The sequence below is a fragment of the Clostridium frigidicarnis genome (genome assembly GCF_900111985.1).
Classification (GTDB): domain Bacteria; phylum Bacillota; class Clostridia; order Clostridiales; family Clostridiaceae; genus Clostridium_Z; species Clostridium_Z frigidicarnis.
Genome location: NZ_FOKI01000014.1, coordinates 42,813 through 61,848 on the forward strand (window position 1 = coordinate 42,813; position 19,036 = coordinate 61,848).

Below are 19,036 nucleotides of genomic sequence, written 5' to 3' on the forward strand. Positions count from 1 at the left end.
CTATAAAAATTCACAGCTATAACACTGTTCTTTTCAACTACAAACCTGCAACTCTCTTACCACTTATTTCTGGACAATCTTGCAAAAACTATATGCTTACTTAAAATAAAAAACACATTAAAGTATTATTTTACCTTAATGTGTTTTATTATTATTTTTGAATATGTCTTATTTGATTGAAAACTTATATACTGAATTAGCTAGAGTTGCAAACTCTTCAAGCGATAAAGTTTCCCCTCTTCTTTTTTGATCTATTCCTGATTCTATAAATGCACTCTCTAAATCTTCTTTACTTAACCCTAAAGGCTTTAATGCATTCCATAAAGTTTTTCTTCTCATATTAAATGATGCTCTTACAACCTTGAAGAACAATTTTTCATCCTCAACTTCAACTCTAGGTTTATCTAATTTATCTAATCTTATTACTATAGAATCAACCTTTGGTCTTGGCAAAAATGACGTAGGTGATACTTTTCTAACTATTTTTGTATTGCAATGGTATTGTACTAAAACTGATAAAGATCCATATTCCTTGCAGTTAGGTTCCGAATCTATTCTCTCTGCTACCTCTTTTTGAATCATTATTGTTAATGATTTAAAGTTATACCCTTTTGTTAAAAGCCTAACTATTATAGGTGTTGTCACATAATAAGGTAAATTAGCTACTAGCTTTACACTCTCTTCATCACCTATGATTTCATTAAAGTCAACCTTTAATGCATCATTATGTATTAATTGAAAATTAGGAAATTCATTTAATTCTTCTATTAATATAGGTATTAAATCTGAGTCAAGTTCTATTGCTGTTACTTTTTTAGCTCTAGGTAACATTACTCTAGTTAACGTACCTACCCCTGGACCTATTTCTATAACAAAATCGTCCTCATTTATTCCTGAACCTACTATAATGTCATCTAAAACCGTATCATCAATCAAAAAGTTTTGACCTAAACTCTTGCTAAATTTAAACTTATGTTTTTCAACTATCTCTCTAGTCTTATTATCCATATATCTTATCTCCTAAATATTAATTTTCTTTATAGCTTTAACGAACTCTTCCTTCGTTATCCCAAAATTATTTAACCTAGATATAAACTGATTTGCATTACAATATCCTATCCCAAGCTCTTTTCCAAGCTTATCTCTTCTTTCCTTTGAGTTAGGATCTCCAACTAATTTAAAAAACATCATATCTTGAATATTAAATTCTTCTCGCTTTTCTTTAACTGTGCATTTTGCTTTCTCTAAAGCTTTAATTATTACTTCTGGTTCGGCATTCTCAACACCTATATCATCACCTTTAGTGCCCTCGCTTTGTGTTATATATGCATGTTTTATTCCTTCTACTCTTTTTGATATTATTCTTCTTATTTTATCTCCAGCAAAATCAGGATCAGTTAACACTATAACTCCCTGTCTTTTTTGTGCTTCTTTTATCCTATCTATTACTTTTTTATTTATTCCAAAGCCGCCTACTGCAATAAGTTCAGCATCTACTGCCCTTTTTACCGCTGTTATATCATCTCTACCTTCTACAACAATAACTTCTTTAATCAATTATTCTACTCCCTTTCACTAAACCTTATTTATATATTATACACACAATTTATTAAGAACAAAAGGCTGCGCCCTTTTTTAATTGAGAATTGATAATTGTCAATTGATGATTATTGTTGGAAGTCACAGACTTCCTAAATATAGAGTTGAAAGTTGAAAGTTCAGGTTGAAAATCACAGATTTTCTTTAATTATATTTTAAAAATTTTAAAACCCTCCTAAGAAGATTTATCCTTCAATTGTCAATTCTCAATCGTCAATTGTCAATTCATTTCAATCTCCCTAAAACGATCTATCCTAAACTTGTCACTCTGTAAAGTTCTCAATTAAAAAACTGTCTTTATTCTTAGATTTTATCATCATTTTAGAATCAAAAAATTTTATATTTTGCTACATAAATAAAATAAGCAGTAGGAGGGGCATACCCCTCAACTACTGCTTATTTTAAGACATACATAGTTACATATTTTACTCCCCAATTATATACCTCGCTTGGAGAATCAAAAAACAAGTCTATTCTATTTCCCTTTATAGCACCACCAGTATCAGAAGCTATAGCATATCCATATCCTTCTACATAAACCTTTGATCCCAAAGGAATGACTCTTGGATCTACCGCTATAGTACTATATCCATTTGGATTTCTAACTGTTGCTGTTCCTGATGCCGTAATGTGATTTCCATTATTTCCAGTATCACAATATGCTGTTGATCTAACTTGCATTGATAATTTGTATAAAGTTTGATCTGCAGCACCTCTAGATAGATTTAGAACTCCCAAAGTTCCTTGTAACATGATCTTATCAGTTGGTTGTTTTACAACATTTTCACTTATGATTTTTCTGGAAACTTCCTTTCCATCCTCATAAACTACTCTAACTGAAACTTCTCTCTCACCATTTGAACCTTCTTGGACAACTTTAGTTTGATTATTTGCTAAATTATCGTCCTTATTTACAACTGTATTGTAATCTATAGGTTGAGTTTCAGTAAGTGTTTTTGTTTCAACTCTAACTACTTGAATTTCCATTCCATCATGTACTCTAGAATCTTTGCTTGGAAGAACCCTATCTTCTTCTATTACGTTTATTCCTTCTGCTCTTAGCATAGACTCTATGTCTTCTTCAGCTGTTAAAATGTCTACCTGTTGACCATCAACTTTTATCTCAACATTAACAGCCTTTTTTATATTTATTATGTCATGATTCCCTATATTGGTGTCTAAATTAGGCTCTACTTTGTCCTTTTGTCCAACTTCAATTCTGTTGTCCTTAAGAGCCCCTTCAACGGTCCTTTTATAAGTTACTACATTCTTTTCTTCTCCGTCTATAACAACTACAACTGTCTTTCTCATACTAACGATAGTAACAACTATCCCAACTACAACTAATGACATTATAAATGCCGCCTTTGGACCATTTGAAAAGTACTGCTTACAAATATTTTTAAACTTCTCAACCATTCCATTACCTCCCTCTGGCAAAACATACTTGTACATTATAGCTTGCATGTAGAAACTTGTCAAATTTGCAAGAAAATCATCGACAAGCACTCATAAAAGCCCTAATAAAAAAATCTGTATAAAAAATTATATGATTGCGTTATCTTTGTCAGTAGGGTGAATAAAAACTCAGCTATCCCAAGAGTATGGTGATTATTTAACATATTTATATTGTAATATTTGTTGTTTGAATTTTTTTCCATTTATTTTTTTATAGTTTATGTATATTCTATATTATCTTTTTAAACTTAGCAACTCTTTTATATTCGAAATAGTTTGATTATTTAAATCATTTACTGGAATTTCTTTTATTTCCGCTATTTTTTCAACTATATACTTTATATAATTAGATTGATTTCTTTTACCTCTAAAAGGACTTGGTGACATATAGGGGCAATCTGTTTCTACTAATATTCTATCCAATGGTATCTCTTTTGCTACTTCAATTATTTTTTTTGCATTTTTAAATGTTATAACCCCAGTAAATCCTATGTAATATCCTAATTTCAAACATTCCCTAGAGAACTCAACGCTCCCTGAAAAACAATGAACTACACCTTTTACATTAGGAAATTCCTTCATAATATTTAATGTGTCCTCATGTGCATCTCTATCATGTATTACAACTGGTAAATTTAACTTTTCTGCTAAAGCCATTTGTTTTCTAAATGCATCTTTTTGAGTCTCCTTTGGTGGATTTGTATCCCAGTAATAATCTAACCCAATCTCACCTATAGCTCTTACTTTTTCAAAAGAAGCTAATTTTTCTATTTCTTCTAAAACATCTTTAGTAACTTCATTGGCATACTCAGGATGTATTCCAACTGCAGCATAAAACATATCATATTTCTTAGATAACTCCACTGAACCCCTAGCACCCTGTAATGACGCGCCGCAATTTAATACCCCTATTACTCCCTTAGATTTTATATCTTCTATTACAGCTTCTCTATCATCATTAAACGATTCATCATCATAATGAGCATGTGAATCAAATATCTTTATATCCATTAAACTCACTCCTATATTTAAAATTATATGTAAATTATAACCTAATTATTAAAATAAGTATATTAATTGGAGTATAGGAAATCATATATTATGTATTAACTTTAGGAGGTTTTTTTATGCAAGGAACTGTTAAATGGTTTAATGCTCAAAAAGGATTTGGTTTTATAACAACTGAAAATGGAGATGATGTTTTCGTTCACTTTTCAGCGATTGTTAATGATGGCTTTAAAGAATTAGCAGAAGGTCAATCTGTTAGTTTTGATATAGCAGAAGGTGATAAAGGAAATCAAGCTGTTAATGTTATATCTAATTCAAAAGAGTAATTTTATATTAAACCATAAATTACTGAATTAAAAAGTACGCTATAAAATGTATACATTTTATAGCGTACTTTTTTCTAGTATAAAGATGATAATATAGGTGATAAAATACCCATAATACAGCCCAATAATGCACCTAACCATGTTATTGCCTTTAATTCTTTATTAGCAATATCAACTATAAGTTTTTCTGCAAACTCAACTGGAAATGAATTTATTTGATTTTCTATTATTCTTTCTATATCTAATAAATCAACAATTTCTTCTCCCTGTTTACTTATAAAGTTTGAATATGAACCTTTCACTATGTTATTTACAACTGCTATTATTTTATTTTCATTACCATTAATTAAATCTGATATGTTTATATCGAAAATATTATCTATGGCAGAATTTATTAATGATTCATTTAATATATGTATACTTATTTTATCACTTAACAGTTCTAGTAATTTTTCTTTATCTTCACAATCAATTTCTTCAATTATATCCTTTATATTTTGATTTCCTATTTTATCTATTATTTTATATATCATTAAAATAATTTCATTTTGGATATCTGGTTTGTAAATATTGTTTTCTATATATGATATTACTTTTTCATATATAGTATCTGCATTTATAAACATAGCCATTAATGGATTAACATTAGATGATACCCCTGATGAAATTGCTGATTTTATTTTATTTTCCATTAAAGGATCTTTTATTGCCGTAACTATATCTAAACTTATAGTTTCTTTATTTTTCTCTACATACATCTTTATAACATCTACACTTTTGTTTCCAATTACTTCAGTTACAGTATAATCACTATTCTTTAGCTGACTTCCCTTGCTATTAATAAAATTCTTTATAGCACCTTTAACCTTCTGACTTTTCCCCAAGTTTATAATTTTATTGTTAATATTGTTTTTTAATGGCATTAATTTATCGCCTAATTTCAAGTTTGATTTTCCCAAACTAATAACTTTATCATTTATTAGTTTTTCTATGTGATTATAAATTTTATCACTACACAGTTCACTAACTAAAGTTTCTTTTGATAATAAATGTTTACCAACAGTTTCTCCAACGCTTTTAGCTATTCTTTTTTGTTCTTTTGGTATAAGACCAGGTGTAAATGGTATTTTTATTCCTAATATTCTTTTTTCAGTATAAGGTCTAAAAAGCATTTTTATAGCTAACCAGTTTGTTATATACCCTATAAAGGCTCCTGTAATACAAGCTATTATATATTTCATTTTTTCTCCTCCTCTTTATACTATATAGTACAACTCAATATTGATTATATGTTTTATTTACATGTATTTCAATATTGTCTTAGAATAACTTAAGTTTTTCTTGTATATGCTATAAATTAAAAGCTATAATTATTGTAAATTAGTTTTAGGCACATGAAAGAAAATAACAAATCCAAGATGCCATGTATATTTTGTGTCAGACAAGAAAGTGATATTAGTTCACATTATAGACTATGGGCTAATATCGATGACGCAGTATGGCACAAAATAGACTAGCATACTGACTTGTTATTTTTTTGAATATGCCTTAATAGGTGATTATATGAATATATTAAACTATCTAGATATTTTAAAGACAAACAAATTATTTAAGGTTTTTGAGAATAATGATTTAACTAATATATTTTCTCATATTAACTACACAATAAGTAAATATGAAAAAAATGATATTATATTTATGGAAGATGATCTCTGTACATCTTTAAGTGTAATTTTAGATGGTGGTGTAGAAATACAAAAGATAGATATTTCCGGAAAAATATTGAAAGTTTCTAGATTTAAATCTGGAGATGTTTTTGGTGAAAATCTTATCTTTGGAGATCGCAACTCATATCCTATGACTGTTGTAGCAGATTCAAACTCTATTATACTTAATATAAGTAAAGATTCCTTAGCTAAGCTTTGTGAATCAAATTCTACATTCTTATATGAATTTTTAAAGATACAGTCTAATAAAGCCTTTGCTTTAAGTAGTAAGATTAAAGAAGTTACACTAAAAACTATTCGCCAAAAAATATGCGAGTTTCTTTTAAGTGAATACAAAAATAATAACAATAACAGCAAAATTAAACTTACAACTTCTAAAAAAGAATGGGCAGATAAATTAGGTGTACAAAGACCATCTCTTTCTAGGGAATTAATTAAACTTAAAGATGATGGCATAATTGATTATGATAGAGACATTATAATTATTAAAGATTTGGAAATGCTGGAAGATATGATGAACTAACTTTTTTAAGTGATAAGTTTCAAATGGCAAGTTACAAGTTGTCACTAATTAAAGCTTTCAATTCTCAACTAAAAAAATAATATGTATACTTAAAATTAAAAGCTGTGAAATTAAATTTAAAACATTTAATTTCACAGCTTTTTGAATGTGCCTTAAATCTTTATTTATATTTTGAAATGTATTATCTTACTTGACTTCCAGTTAAAAGTTCTGCTGGTACATCTACAGTAAATAGTTTAGAGTCATCATCATTTGATACTGCCAATATCATTCCTTGGGATAACTCTCCTCTAAGTTTTACAGGTTTTAAATTAGCTACTAACACAACATTTTTACCAACTAATTCTTCTGGCTTATAATGTTGAGCTATTCCTGATATAACCTGTCTTGTTTCCTCACCTAACTCAACTTTTAATTTTAAAAGTTTTTTAGCTTTTGGAACTGCTTCACATTCAAGAACTTTTACAACTCTTAAATCTATCTTATCAAAATCATCAATTGTTATTTCTTCTTTTAGAGGCTCCATTACTGGTTTTTTATTTTCTTTTTCTTGTGCCTCTTTTAATGCTTCAAATTCAGCTATTTTAGCTTCAACATCTATTCTTGGGAATATAACTTCACCTTTTTTAACTTTACTTCCAGCTTGAGTTCCATCAAATGATGCTAAACTATCCCATGTAGTTAAATCTACATTTATTTGAGCATTTATTTTTTCTGCTGTATCTGGTAAGAATGAACTTACTAAAACAGATGTAAATCTTAATGCTTCAACTAAATTATAAAGTACCGTTCCAAGTCTTTCTTGCTTACTTTCATCTTTAGCAAGTATCCAAGGAGTTGTTTCATCTATATATTTATTAGACCTAGAAATTAAATTCCATATATGTGAAAGAGCTTCAGGAATTTTTAATTCATCTATAGATTTTTCAACAAGCTTAGGTGTATTTAATGCTAATTCTATAAATTCATTATCTATATCTTCCTTAGCAGTTGGCGCTTGAATTACACCATTAAAGTATTTTTCCACCATTGCAACTGTTCTTGATACTAAGTTACCAAGGTCATTTGCAAGATCTGCATTTATTTTCTTTATAAATGTTTCATTAGTAAATAATCCATCAGCCCCAAATGGTATCTCCCTTAAAAGATAATATCTTATAGCATCTACTCCAAAGTGATCTGCAAGTATAACTGGATCTACAACATTACCTTTTGATTTAGACATTTTTCCACCATCAACAAGTAACCATCCGTGACCAAATACTTGTTTTGGTAATTCGATATCTAGTGCCATTAACATTATTGGCCAATATATAGTATGGAATCTTAATATATCTTTTCCTATCAAATGTACATCTGCTGGCCAATACTTATTATATAAATCTAAGTTTTCACTTCCATAGCCTAATGCAGTTATATAGTTTGATAATGCATCTATCCATACATAAACTACATGTTCTTTATCAAACTCAACTGGTATTCCCCAATTAAAAGATGTTCTAGATACACATAAATCTTGAAGACCTGGCTTTAAAAAGTTATTAACCATTTCATTTTTTCTTGATTCTGGTTGTATAAAATCTGGATTATTTTCTATATGCTCAATTAATCTATCTGCGTACTTACTCATTTTAAAGAAATATGCTTCTTCCTTAGCTTTTTCAACTGGTCTTCCACAGTCAGGACATTTTCCATCAACTAATTGAGTTTCTGTCCAGAAGGATTCACATGGAGTACAATATAAACCTTCATAAGAACTTTTATAAATATCCCCTTGGTCATAAAGTTTTTTAAATATATCTTGAACTGCTTTTACATGGTACTTGTCAGTAGTTCTTATAAATTTATCATACTTTATGTTCATAAGATCCCATAATTCTCTTATTCCAGCAACTATTTCATCAACATATTCCTTAGGAGCAACACCTTTTTCCTCTGCTAACCTTTGGATTTTTTGGCCATGCTCATCTGTTCCTGTTAAAAAGAACACATCATATCCTGCTAATCTCTTAAATCTAGCTAATGCATCTGCTGCAACTGTTGTATAAGTATTTCCTATATGAAGCTTTGCAGATGGATAGTAAATTGGAGTTGTAATATAAAATTTTTTCTTATCACACATAATTTATTCCTCCTAAATTCATTAATATTATTATTTACTTTAAAATAAAAAAAACTCTATGCAGAAATTTTTTTCTACATAGAGGCATATATTTACGCGTTACCACTCTATTTCATATTATTGTTACCAATAATATCTCTATAAGTGACTCCACCTTTAAGGTTTTTATCACCATGCAATATAACGGTTGCTACCGAACTCACTTAAAAAGAAATACTTATTCAGTAAGTTTGCTCCGAGTCCATATTCATAAAGCTTTAAATCACTGGTTCTCACCATTCCCAGCTCTCTTTAGATTGTTTGCATTATTACTCTTCTCTTCATAACATTTAAAAATTTATTACTTATATAATATTCAAATATACTATATATGTCAACTAATTTTTATTATTTAGCTTTACTCTATGTTGTATAGTAGCTTATCTTTTAATAATAAATTCCTATTTTTTAGTTAATATCAAGAACAAAAGGCTGCACCATTTTTAGTTGAAAGTGGAGAGTTGAAAGTGGAGAGTTGAAAGTTTAGGATAAAAATCACAGATTTTCTTTAATTATATTTTTTAAGTTTCAAAATCTTCCTAAGAAGATTTATCCTTCAATTATCAACTAAAAAATCTATGTATTTTAATAGTCATCAAAGTTATACACAAATTTGAAATTTTACAATATCCTATAAAGCAAAAAAAAGGCTATGCCCTTTTTTAGTGACAAGTTAAAAGTGACAAATTAATGTTGTAAATTCTCAATTCAAAAGACCTTCAACTCTGGGTTTACCATAATTTTAGAATTAAAATTCTTTATAATTTATTCGTATAATAAAAATATCAAACATAATAACCATTATCTATTGACAATTATTATTATTCTCTTTATAATTTAATCATACACTTAAACATCCTTAATTTAAAGGAATACTAATTTATTTTAGATATTAATCCCCCTTTTATCCCCAAACCAAAATGACAGTGTCCCCCACTGTCATTTTTTTACTATTCCATAGCTATTAAGCTTACTTTAATTATGTCATCTATCTTTTCAAATCTGTTAATTAGGTCTTTTATGTTTACTTTCATTTGAGATATATCAAAAGTTATACTAACATTTGCTGCATTGTTTATAGGTATATCCTGACTTATTGTAAGTATATTTCCATTTTCATCAGCTATCTTATCTAGTATCTTTGAAAGCACACCTGTTGTATGATTTAAAAGCAGCCCCATGGTAACCTTTTGACCCTTAAGCCCTTCTGACACAAGAAATACGTTGTCCTTGTATTTATAATAAGTACTTCTGCTTATACCTACGTGTTTTACACCTTCTGAGATATCTTTTACCTGACCACTGTAAATAAGTTCCTTTACTTGTATTACTTTTTCAAAAACTTCAGGTAATACCCTACTATTTACTATTAAAAATTTTTCTGCCATATTTACCACCTTTTAAGTTAATATGATCTTTATTTTTCAAATTTAATGATACCCTCATTATGAAAATTAATCAATAAGGTACATGAAAGAAAATAACAAGTCAAAGATGCTATATATATTTTGAGTAAAACAAAGAATTAATATTCATTCATAGCAGGGCTATTTTCTAATATTATTGACGCAGTATGACACGAAATACACTAGCATACTGAATTGTTATTTTTTTGAATGTGCCTAATATAATTAACACAAACTCCCCATACTATTACAAGTAAAGGGAGTTTATAGTAATTTATTTAATATCTAATTTTTTTCTAAGTTTATCTAATATATCTGTTGTCATGTTCTCTAAGTTATACTTGTTTTCAAATCCCCATTCTTCTCTTGCACAAGTATCATCTATTGAGTCTGGCCATGTATTTGCTATCCCCTGTCTAACTGGGTCAACCTCATAAGTCATCTCAAAGCTGCTTATATGTTTTTTAATTTCAGCTGCTATTTGAGATGGTTCAAAACTCATAGCTGTTATATTAAATGCATTTCTGTGTATTAATTTTTCTGGATTTGATTCCATTAACTTTACAACTGCATTTAATGCATCTGGCATATACATCATATCCATGTATGTTCCTTCTGCTATATAAGAATTATATTTTCCTTCTTGTAATGCTTTATAGTAAATATCAACTGCATAGTCAGTTGTTCCTCCTCCTGGAGGTGCTACATAAGAAATAAGTCCTGGGAATCTAACTCCTCTTGTATCAACACCAAACTTTTTATGATAATAATCACAAAGTAGTTCTCCTGAAACTTTTGTAACCCCATACATAGTTTCTGGTCTTTGTATTGTATCTTGTGGTGTTTTAGCTTTTGGAGTAGTTGATCCAAACGCACCTATTGAACTTGGAGTAAAGAAAGAACATTTATTTTCTCTTGCAACTTCTAACGCATTAAATAATCCTCCCATATTTAATTCCCAAGCTAATGCTGGTTTTGCTTCCGCCACAGCTGATAACAAGGCAGCCATGTGAACTATGGTATCACATTTATATTTTTTAGCTATTTCACCCATTTTCTTAGCATCTAATACATCTAATATTTCAAAAGGTCCACCCTCTATAACTTTTGATCCTTCTACTTTTCTTATATCTGTTCCTACTATATTATCAGCACCATATATTTTTCTTAAATGTGGTACTAATTCTGATCCTATTTGTCCAAGACAACCAGTAACTAATATCTTTTTCATAATTTTGCCCCCTATTTATTTAAGTTATTTTTAAATTATGCCTAATTCTTTACCTATTTTTTCATATATTGATAAAGCTTTATCTAGCATTTCTTTTGTATGAGCTGCTGTAGGCATATTTCTAACTCTTCCTGTTCCTAATGGCACTGTCGGGAACACTATTGATTTTGCATATACCCCTTCTTCATATAATCTTTTGCTAAACTTTTGAGTTAAATTTTCATCACCAATTATACAAGGGGTTATTGGTGTTTCACTATGTCCTATATCAAAACCTAATCCTTTTAAACCTTTTTTAAGATATCTTCCATTTTCCCATACCTTTTCAACTATTTCTGGACTTTTAGTCATAATATCAAATGCTTCTATACATGCTGCTGAAGCTGCTGGTGTTAATGATGTAGAAAATAAGAATGGTCTTGCTCTAACTTTTAACCAATCTATTAAATCCTTAGAACCAGCAACATATCCACCTACAACACCTATTGCTTTTGAAAGAGTACCTATTTGGAAATCAACCTTATCAGATAATCCAAAATGTTTAACTGTTCCTGCTCCATTTCCCATAACACCTGATCCATGTGCATCATCTATATAAGTTATTAAGTCAAATTCTTCAGCAACTTTTACCATACCTGGCAAGTCAACAACATCACCATCCATAGAGAATACTCCATCACTTATAACCATTATTTTTTCATAAAGGCCGCTTTCCTTAGCTTCCTTAGCTCTAGCTCTTAAATCATTCATATCATTATGTTTATATCTTAATATTTTTGCTCCTGATAATTTACATCCATCTATTATAGATGCATGATTAAGTGCATCTGATAATATAGCATCTTTTTTATTCATTACAGCTTGTATAGCTCCAGCATTACAATTAAATCCTGATTGAAATGCTATTGCTGATTCTGTATGCTTAAATTCAGCTATTCTTTTTTCAAGTTGTCTATGTATCTCTAATGTACCATTGATAGTTCTTACTGCACCTGCACCTACTCCATATTTTTTAGTTGCCTCTATAGATTTTTCTATCATTGCATTATTAGTTGCAAATCCCAAGTAATTATTTGATGATAAATTCACTAATTCTTTTCCATCTATTTTTATTATTGCTCCGTTAGCACCTTCTAATATATTTATTTCATTGTATAAGCCCTTTGATTTTAAATCATCTAAATTTTGTTTTAAAAAACTTGATAAAGCTTTACTTCCCATAACTTTAACCCCCTAATTAATTTATATTTACTTACAATTGTTTTTGAATTGCAAACATTTATTGAAAATTGTGTTTAAATTCATTATATCAGACCCATTTTATAATTGTTAAGTTCTACGATTCTGAATTTTCTTTATTTTATTAATGTTTACAATGTTTTCCTCCTTATATCTCTTTATCTTGTATTTTCTGAAAATTTAGATAGTTTTTTTCTATATTTACTATTAGTTTTTTTTATATATAAAACTTTGGATTAATTCACAAATTAATAATCACTTTAGGCACATTCAAAAAAATAACAAGTCAGTATGCTAGTCTATTTTGTGGCATACTTCGTCAGCGATATCAGCCCATAGTCTATGCTATGAACTGATATCACCTTCTTGTCTGACACAAAATATACATGGCATCTTGGACTTGTTATTTTCTTTCATGTGCCTTAGTTTTGCCTATAGTACTTTAAAACTTTGCACCTAATGTACTAATAAATCTTATTTTTCTATATTCTCTATTGATTTTTTCAGGATCTTAACTTACAATGTATTCAAATATCATTTATAGAGGTCCGTTAACCTCATTATTTTTGCACTTTTTTGTTCGTCATAAACAAACACATGTACAAATAACAAGAAAAATTATACAACAGGGAGGATTAAACATGAAAAAACTTGGACTAATTTACAAATTAATAATCGCTATAATTTTAGGTATCTTACTTGGAACTTTTGCACCTAAAATAATAGTACAAATTTTAAGTACTTTTAACTCAATCTTTGGAAACTTCCTATCATTCTCAATACCATTAATAATAATTGGCTTTATTGTATGTGGTATTGCTGATCTAGGAAATACTGCGGGAAAGCTTTTAGGTATTACTACTGGAATTGCTTATTTTTCAACACTAGTTGCTGGCCTTATTGCATATCTAGTTTCCTCTAATTTATTTCCTAAGTTTATAAATTCTGCATTAATAGCTACAACTTCAAATCCAGAAGAAAGTTTACTTGAGCCGTTATTTAAAATTGAAATGCCACCTTTAATGGACATAACTTCAGCACTTATACTTGCTTTTTTACTTGGTCTTGGTATCGCATCCATTAAAGGAAAAACTCTTTATAACATGGCATCGGACTTTCAACAAATAATGCAAAATACAATAGCAAAATTTATTATTCCATTACTTCCTATTCATATACTTGGTATATTTGCAAATATGACTTATAGTGGACAAATTGTTAGTATACTATCTGTATTTTGGAAGGTATTTTTAATAATTTTAGTTATACATTTTTTAATAATTATTTTGCAGTTTGCAGTTGCCTCAATAATTAGTCATAAAAATCTTATTACACTACTTAAAAATCAAATTCCTGGATATTTAACTGCTATAGGAACTCAATCATCAACAGCTACAATACCTATAAACTTACAATGTGCTGAAAAAAACAAGGTTTCTAAAGGAATTAGAGATTTTGTAGTACCTCTATGTGCCACAATTCATTTATCTGGAAGCACAATATCACTAACTTGTCTTTCAATAGCAATAATGCTTATGAATGATATGCCTTTTACTTTTCCTAAAATTTTTGGATTTATTGCTATGTTAGGTGTTACTATGATAGCTGCACCTGGAGTACCAGGTGGTGCTGTAATGGCTGCCTTAGGTGTATTGCAGTCAATTTTAGGTTTCAATGAAGCCTTGCTTGCTTTAATGATAGCCCTTTATGTAACTCAAGATAGTTTTGGTACTGCTTGTAATATATCTGGTGACAATGCTATAGCACTAATTGTAGATTCAATTAACAAAAAAATTTAATATATGTTCTAAAAAAGTTTATTGATTTTAATTTCAACTAGATTTTAGTAATTCATAACAAGATAACTTAACAAATTATTAATTTTGCTACTTAGAACTCATATATACAAAAATATAACTCTTAATCTGCATATATTTTACAAATTTCTCAAAGTTGTGATATTATATATTTATATGCTTATTAAGAGTTATTTTAGTCTACAGGAGGAGATTTATGAGGTTACATAAAGAAACAGTTGAAGATGTTCTTAAACTTGCCTTACCAGCAATAGGCGAAATGGTTCTCTATATGATGATAGGTGTGTTTGATACTATGATGGTTGGTAAGTATGGAGGCAATTTAGCAGTAAGTAGTGTTGGTTTAAGTACCGAAATTATATACACCTTTGCAAATATTTTAATTGCTGTTGGTGTTTCAGTAGGTATAACCTCGTTAGTTGCTAGAAAAATTGGTTCTAAAAATTATGAATTAGCGGAGGAATACGCAACCTTAGGATTTTGTGCAACAATGATTATTTCTTTGCTCTTTTCTTTGTTTATACTATTATTTAGTTCATCTATTCTTAGATTAGCTGGCGCAGAAGAAAATGTAATTAATATGGCTTCCCCGTATATGAAGATAGCTTCTATAGGTATATTTTTTAATATGCTTATGAATTCTTTAAATGCAATGCTTAGAGGATTTGGAAATACAAAGACACCATTATTTGCATCTGCAATGATAAATGTAATTAATATTTGTTTAGATTTTTTACTTATATTTGGGAAATTTGGTTTTCCAGAACTTGGTGTGAGAGGTGCAGCTATAGCAACATCTATAGCTCAAGTAAGCGGTTTTGGTTTCATTTGTTATTATGTAGCCTATAAATCTAAAATAAAAATAAATTTCAAATATATACGTGATTTCAAATTTCAAATGCTTAAAGATTTGTTAAAGTTAAGTGTTCCTTCATCTATGCAAGAGGCAGCTTTTAGCATAAGTAGACTTATAAGTAATTTTCTTATAATATCTCTAGGAACAATTCAGTTTGCCGCAAACCAAATTACCACTACAATAGAATCTATAAGTTTTATGCCTGGATGGGGCGTTGCCATAGCAGCTACAACTTTGGTTGGCCATAAAGTTGGTGAAAAAAATTATGAAAAAGCTAAAGACTATGCCCATACATCAATAGTTTTAGGTTCTGGAATAATGCTTGTATGTTCTTTTTTATTTATTATAATGCCCAAATTATTAATTAACCTCTTTATAACTAGCTCTGAAGTTGATGTTATAAATTTAGGGTCAATATGCTTAATGATAGCAGCTATAGAACAACCTTTTATGGGAATATCAATGATAGCTGGTGGTGCTTTAAAAGGTGCTGGTAACGTAAAAACTCCTTTTATTGTATCATTTATTTCTAGTTGGGTTTTAAGACTTCCTTTTATGATTTATTTTGTGTATTTCTTAAAATTATCTGTGATATATGTATGGATGATCACTACTATACAATGGATATTTGATGGACTTCTTATATATTACTTATTCAAAAAATATTTTAACAAATTGAAAACTACTGTTTAAGTACAAAAGGCTACGCCCTTTTTTAAATTGACAATTGAGAATTGAGAATTGACGATTATTGTTGGAAGTCATGGACTTCCTAAATATAAAGTTGAAGATTTATCCTTCACTCTCAACTCACAACCTTCAATTATCAAGTAAAAAATCTATGTATTTTAATAGTTATCAAAGTTATCCACAGATTCGAAATTTTATAATATCCTATAAAATAAAAAAGTTGTTTGGTATTAAACCAAACAACTTTTTTACTACAATGATATAGGACAACTGTTATTTAAACAATCCGATTGTACCCCCAATAACAATTCCTACACACGCCCCCAATGTCATACCGAGGGATATATTATCGAAAAACATTCCTACTAATATTCCTATACCTGATCCAAATGCTATACCTAAGCATACTTCTTTAGTGTTATCTCTTTTTAAATCAGCATGTTTTTCCATAAATTCTGAAGGCTAAAATTTCAAGCCCTCATTTCACCCCCCTAATATTTTTTATTCTATATCTTCAAAATACTTATTACATTTTAAATTTAAAATGTAATTTAAAATTAATAACAATCCTAACATTTCAATAAAAAGAATTAATGCTGTTATTGAAAAACTTAGTGATGATTTTATAAAAATAAATATATTTAATCCCGCGATTATAGCGCATGTAAAGAAGGATATCATAGACCTAAAATTTTGCTTAACTGCCATTTGCTCATTATCCCATTTTAATTTAGGTTTACTCAAATCTACTAGTATACATATGAAATTAGCTACTAGTCCAGCTATTATAGAAATTACTATAAACACCATAATAAACAGTATGTCCATTTTAATCATAATTAAAGCTGCTATTAAAAATACTAAAGATACCAAAGATAAAATTCCCCCTGACAACACCTTTGATAAAATTTGATTTTTATAACTTAGAGGAATATATTTCATAAAAAACACATTTTCGCCTTCTCTAGATATTGCAGTAGCTGATACCATATTAGAACCTGATATAAAAAACATTACACTTACTACTATTGCCAAAATTGTACCATCAATATTCAAATTTTTTACTGAATCCATATATGTTGTTAATTCTCCTAAAGCACCTGCCTGAGATACCATTGGAATAATCAAAAATATAGGCCATAAAAAAGACATAAGTACACAATTTATTAAATAAGCTGGTGTTCTAAATAAAATTTTCAATTCTTTAATTGTATAAGAAAATATAATTGAATTTTTTTTAGTAGCCTTTGAAAATTCTGAGTTTTTCATGTTAGTTCTTTTTGCAGCTACTTCAGCTCCTCCAAGAGCTCCTTTAAAATATAATGCATTTGCTATAAGAATAAAAATCAATACAGCAGCTATAGTAGTTGCTAAAAGAGCTAATATATAATAAAAAGATTTTATTCCTTGTGAATTTATCAATGCTAATGACGAAAATTTTGCTGTTGGAAAAATAGCCGTTATAGTTGCTACCATTGAATTATTTCCACTAGATATCATTTCTATTAATTTGCTTTGATCTTTAACTATGTTTTGAGAAAATTTTGACATTGTTAAACTTATTCCCATTCCTAAAAATACACTTATTATTCCAAATAATGTTCTTAGTTTTTCTTTATGTTTTCCTATATTTGTAAAACTCATTAATATAATATTTATAATTGTTGCTATAACAAGTGGAAATATTGGCAAAACTATAAACACTATTATAGATATAAGCCAATATAATGCTCCTGCCTGAGATCTAACTCCAAATGTTATTAATGGAATTACTAATATTATTGCTTCTGTCAAATACTCATATATTAAAACCGTTATAAACTTAGATACTGTTATTTCCCAAGGTTTTAATGGTAATGGGAGTAAATATTCAATGTCCTTTGAAAAATAAAATGTACCCATAACATAAATTATTCCGAATATAAATATAGTAAAAGATACTGCTATGGTTATTAATCCTATTATTACTCCTTCTTGTCCTACTTGAGATAATCCATCATACAAAGTACTAACAATGGCTTCCATAGGTGCTGCAAAACACATTATCATTACTATTACTAAAGCTACAGCGGAAATTATTCCCTTCTTACTATTGCCACCTTTGTTGCCTGAAAAGTTGCTGCCTGATTTTAGTGATATTTTTATTAATGCTAATAGCCTACTCATTATTAGTCATCTCCAAGAACATTTTTTCTAAAGAACTATTATTCTTAAAGTGTTGCTTCATCTCTTCTAATGTGCCACAAAATATAATTTTCCCCTTATTTATGATTGCAACCCTATCACAAATTTTTTCAGCAACTTCTAGTACATGTGTTGAGAAAAATACAGTATTACCTTTATCAGCATGCTCTCTCATCATTTCTTTAAGTATATAAGATGATTTAGGATCTAACCCTGTTAATGGTTCATCTAAAATCCAAACAGAAGGATCATGTATTAATGCTCCTATTAATACAATCTTTTGTCTCATACCATGAGAATAACTTTGTATTTTATCTCCCAATGCCTCTGACATCTCTAATTGATTTGCATAATTTTTTATTCTTTCTTTTCTATCTTCTTCAGAAACCCCATATATGTCTGCTATAAAATTCAAGTATTCTATACCCTTTAATCTTAAAAACATATCTGGACTATCTGATACATATCCAAATTGCTTTTTACTTTCAAGACTATTTTCTAATACATCTATACCATTTATTTCAATAGTTCCTGAATTTTGTTTTGTGATTCCCGTAATCATTTTTATTGTAGTTGTCTTTCCTGCTCCATTATGTCCGAGGAATCCAAATATCTCACCATCTTTTATATCCAGACTTATATCATCTATAACTTTTTTATCCCCGTAGGTTTTAGTTATATTTTTTACACAAATCATTCCACCAACCCCTTTATTTAATTTTAACATTTATTTCTTAAGTAATTATTAAGAAACTCTTAAAAAATAGCTATAATGTCTTAAAAGATATATTAAGTTGTATTATATGGTTTG

Annotated in this window: 16 protein-coding genes and 1 other annotated feature; of the genes, 4 read left to right on the forward strand and 12 right to left on the reverse strand. The window is 28.7% G+C overall.

The features are described 5' to 3' along the window. Positions 1-168: 168 nt before the first annotated feature. From rsmA to BM119_RS10170, 4 genes are all read right to left on the reverse strand, one after another. The gene (gene rsmA / locus BM119_RS10155) at positions 169-1,008 is read right to left on the reverse strand and encodes a 16S rRNA (adenine(1518)-N(6)/adenine(1519)-N(6))-dimethyltransferase RsmA (RefSeq protein WP_090041165.1); all 840 of its coding nucleotides are present in this window, start codon (positions 1,006-1,008) and stop codon (positions 169-171) included. Positions 1,009-1,020: 12 nt separating this feature from the next. Then, positions 1,021-1,557, reverse strand: a complete 537-nt coding sequence (rnmV, locus tag BM119_RS10160) for a ribonuclease M5 (RefSeq protein ID WP_090041167.1) — start codon at positions 1,555-1,557, stop codon at positions 1,021-1,023. A gap of 438 nt (positions 1,558-1,995) precedes the next feature. Then, positions 1,996-3,018: a G5 and 3D domain-containing protein gene (locus BM119_RS10165; protein WP_090041169.1), complete on the reverse strand. Its 1,023-nt coding sequence runs from the start codon at positions 3,016-3,018 to the stop codon at positions 1,996-1,998. A gap of 273 nt (positions 3,019-3,291) precedes the next feature. Beyond that, positions 3,292-4,068 carry a TatD family hydrolase gene (locus tag BM119_RS10170; RefSeq protein WP_090041170.1) on the reverse strand — a complete coding sequence of 259 codons (777 nt, stop codon included), beginning with the start codon at positions 4,066-4,068 and terminating at the stop codon, positions 3,292-3,294. A gap of 116 nt (positions 4,069-4,184) precedes the next feature. Between BM119_RS10170 and BM119_RS10175 the strand changes: the two genes are divergently transcribed. Then, entirely contained in the window at positions 4,185-4,391 is a 207-nt protein-coding gene (locus BM119_RS10175) for a cold-shock protein (protein ID WP_090041171.1), read from the forward strand. Positions 4,392-4,465: 74 nt separating this feature from the next. Here BM119_RS10175 and BM119_RS10180 read toward each other — a convergent pair whose 3' ends face one another. Continuing rightward, entirely contained in the window at positions 4,466-5,632 is a 1,167-nt protein-coding gene (locus BM119_RS10180; RefSeq protein WP_090041173.1) for a DUF445 family protein, read from the reverse strand. A gap of 322 nt (positions 5,633-5,954) precedes the next feature. Between BM119_RS10180 and BM119_RS10185 the strand changes: the two genes are divergently transcribed. Beyond that, positions 5,955-6,641 carry a Crp/Fnr family transcriptional regulator gene (locus BM119_RS10185; RefSeq protein ID WP_090041175.1) on the forward strand — a complete coding sequence of 229 codons (687 nt, stop codon included), beginning with the start codon at positions 5,955-5,957 and terminating at the stop codon, positions 6,639-6,641. Between the two features lie 181 nt (positions 6,642-6,822). Here BM119_RS10185 and metG read toward each other — a convergent pair whose 3' ends face one another. The 4 genes from metG to BM119_RS10205 form a co-directional block, all read right to left on the reverse strand. Next, positions 6,823-8,763 (reverse strand): methionine--tRNA ligase, encoded by a 1,941-nt coding sequence (gene metG / locus BM119_RS10190; RefSeq protein ID WP_090041177.1) that lies wholly within the window; start codon positions 8,761-8,763, stop codon positions 6,823-6,825. Positions 8,764-8,840: 77 nt separating this feature from the next. Next, positions 8,841-9,096, reverse strand: a binding site (T-box leader). Positions 9,097-9,752: 656 nt separating this feature from the next. Then, positions 9,753-10,190 carry an ACT domain-containing protein gene (locus tag BM119_RS10195; protein WP_090041178.1) on the reverse strand — a complete coding sequence of 146 codons (438 nt, stop codon included), beginning with the start codon at positions 10,188-10,190 and terminating at the stop codon, positions 9,753-9,755. Positions 10,191-10,482: 292 nt separating this feature from the next. Next, on the reverse strand, positions 10,483-11,439 hold the full coding sequence (locus BM119_RS10200; protein WP_090041180.1) for an L-threonine 3-dehydrogenase: 957 nt from the start codon (positions 11,437-11,439) through the stop codon (positions 10,483-10,485). 30 nt (positions 11,440-11,469) lie between these two features. Next, positions 11,470-12,660, reverse strand: a complete 1,191-nt coding sequence (locus tag BM119_RS10205) for a glycine C-acetyltransferase (protein ID WP_090041182.1) — start codon at positions 12,658-12,660, stop codon at positions 11,470-11,472. 659 nt (positions 12,661-13,319) lie between these two features. On the opposite strand from BM119_RS10205, the gene BM119_RS10210 reads away from it, so the two are divergent. Then, complete coding sequence (locus BM119_RS10210; RefSeq protein ID WP_090041184.1) at positions 13,320-14,477, forward strand: dicarboxylate/amino acid:cation symporter; 1,158 nt, start codon at positions 13,320-13,322, stop codon at positions 14,475-14,477. A gap of 214 nt (positions 14,478-14,691) precedes the next feature. Then, positions 14,692-16,044, forward strand: a complete 1,353-nt coding sequence (locus BM119_RS10215) for an MATE family efflux transporter (protein WP_090041185.1) — start codon at positions 14,692-14,694, stop codon at positions 16,042-16,044. 270 nt (positions 16,045-16,314) lie between these two features. Here BM119_RS10215 and BM119_RS19860 read toward each other — a convergent pair whose 3' ends face one another. From BM119_RS19860 to BM119_RS10225, 3 genes are read right to left on the reverse strand one after another with little or no spacing between them, the layout of a single operon-like run. Then, a complete protein-coding gene (locus BM119_RS19860) occupies positions 16,315-16,491 on the reverse strand; it encodes a glycine zipper domain-containing protein (RefSeq protein ID WP_177199386.1) in 177 nt (58 codons plus the stop codon). A gap of 51 nt (positions 16,492-16,542) precedes the next feature. Beyond that, positions 16,543-18,207: a putative ABC transporter permease subunit gene (locus tag BM119_RS10220; RefSeq protein WP_090041187.1), complete on the reverse strand. Its 1,665-nt coding sequence runs from the start codon at positions 18,205-18,207 to the stop codon at positions 16,543-16,545. After that, positions 18,200-18,922 carry an ABC transporter ATP-binding protein gene (locus BM119_RS10225; RefSeq protein WP_090041189.1) on the reverse strand — a complete coding sequence of 241 codons (723 nt, stop codon included), beginning with the start codon at positions 18,920-18,922 and terminating at the stop codon, positions 18,200-18,202. The genes BM119_RS10220 and BM119_RS10225 overlap by 8 nt, the downstream gene beginning before the upstream one ends. Positions 18,923-19,036: the final 114 nt, after the last annotated feature.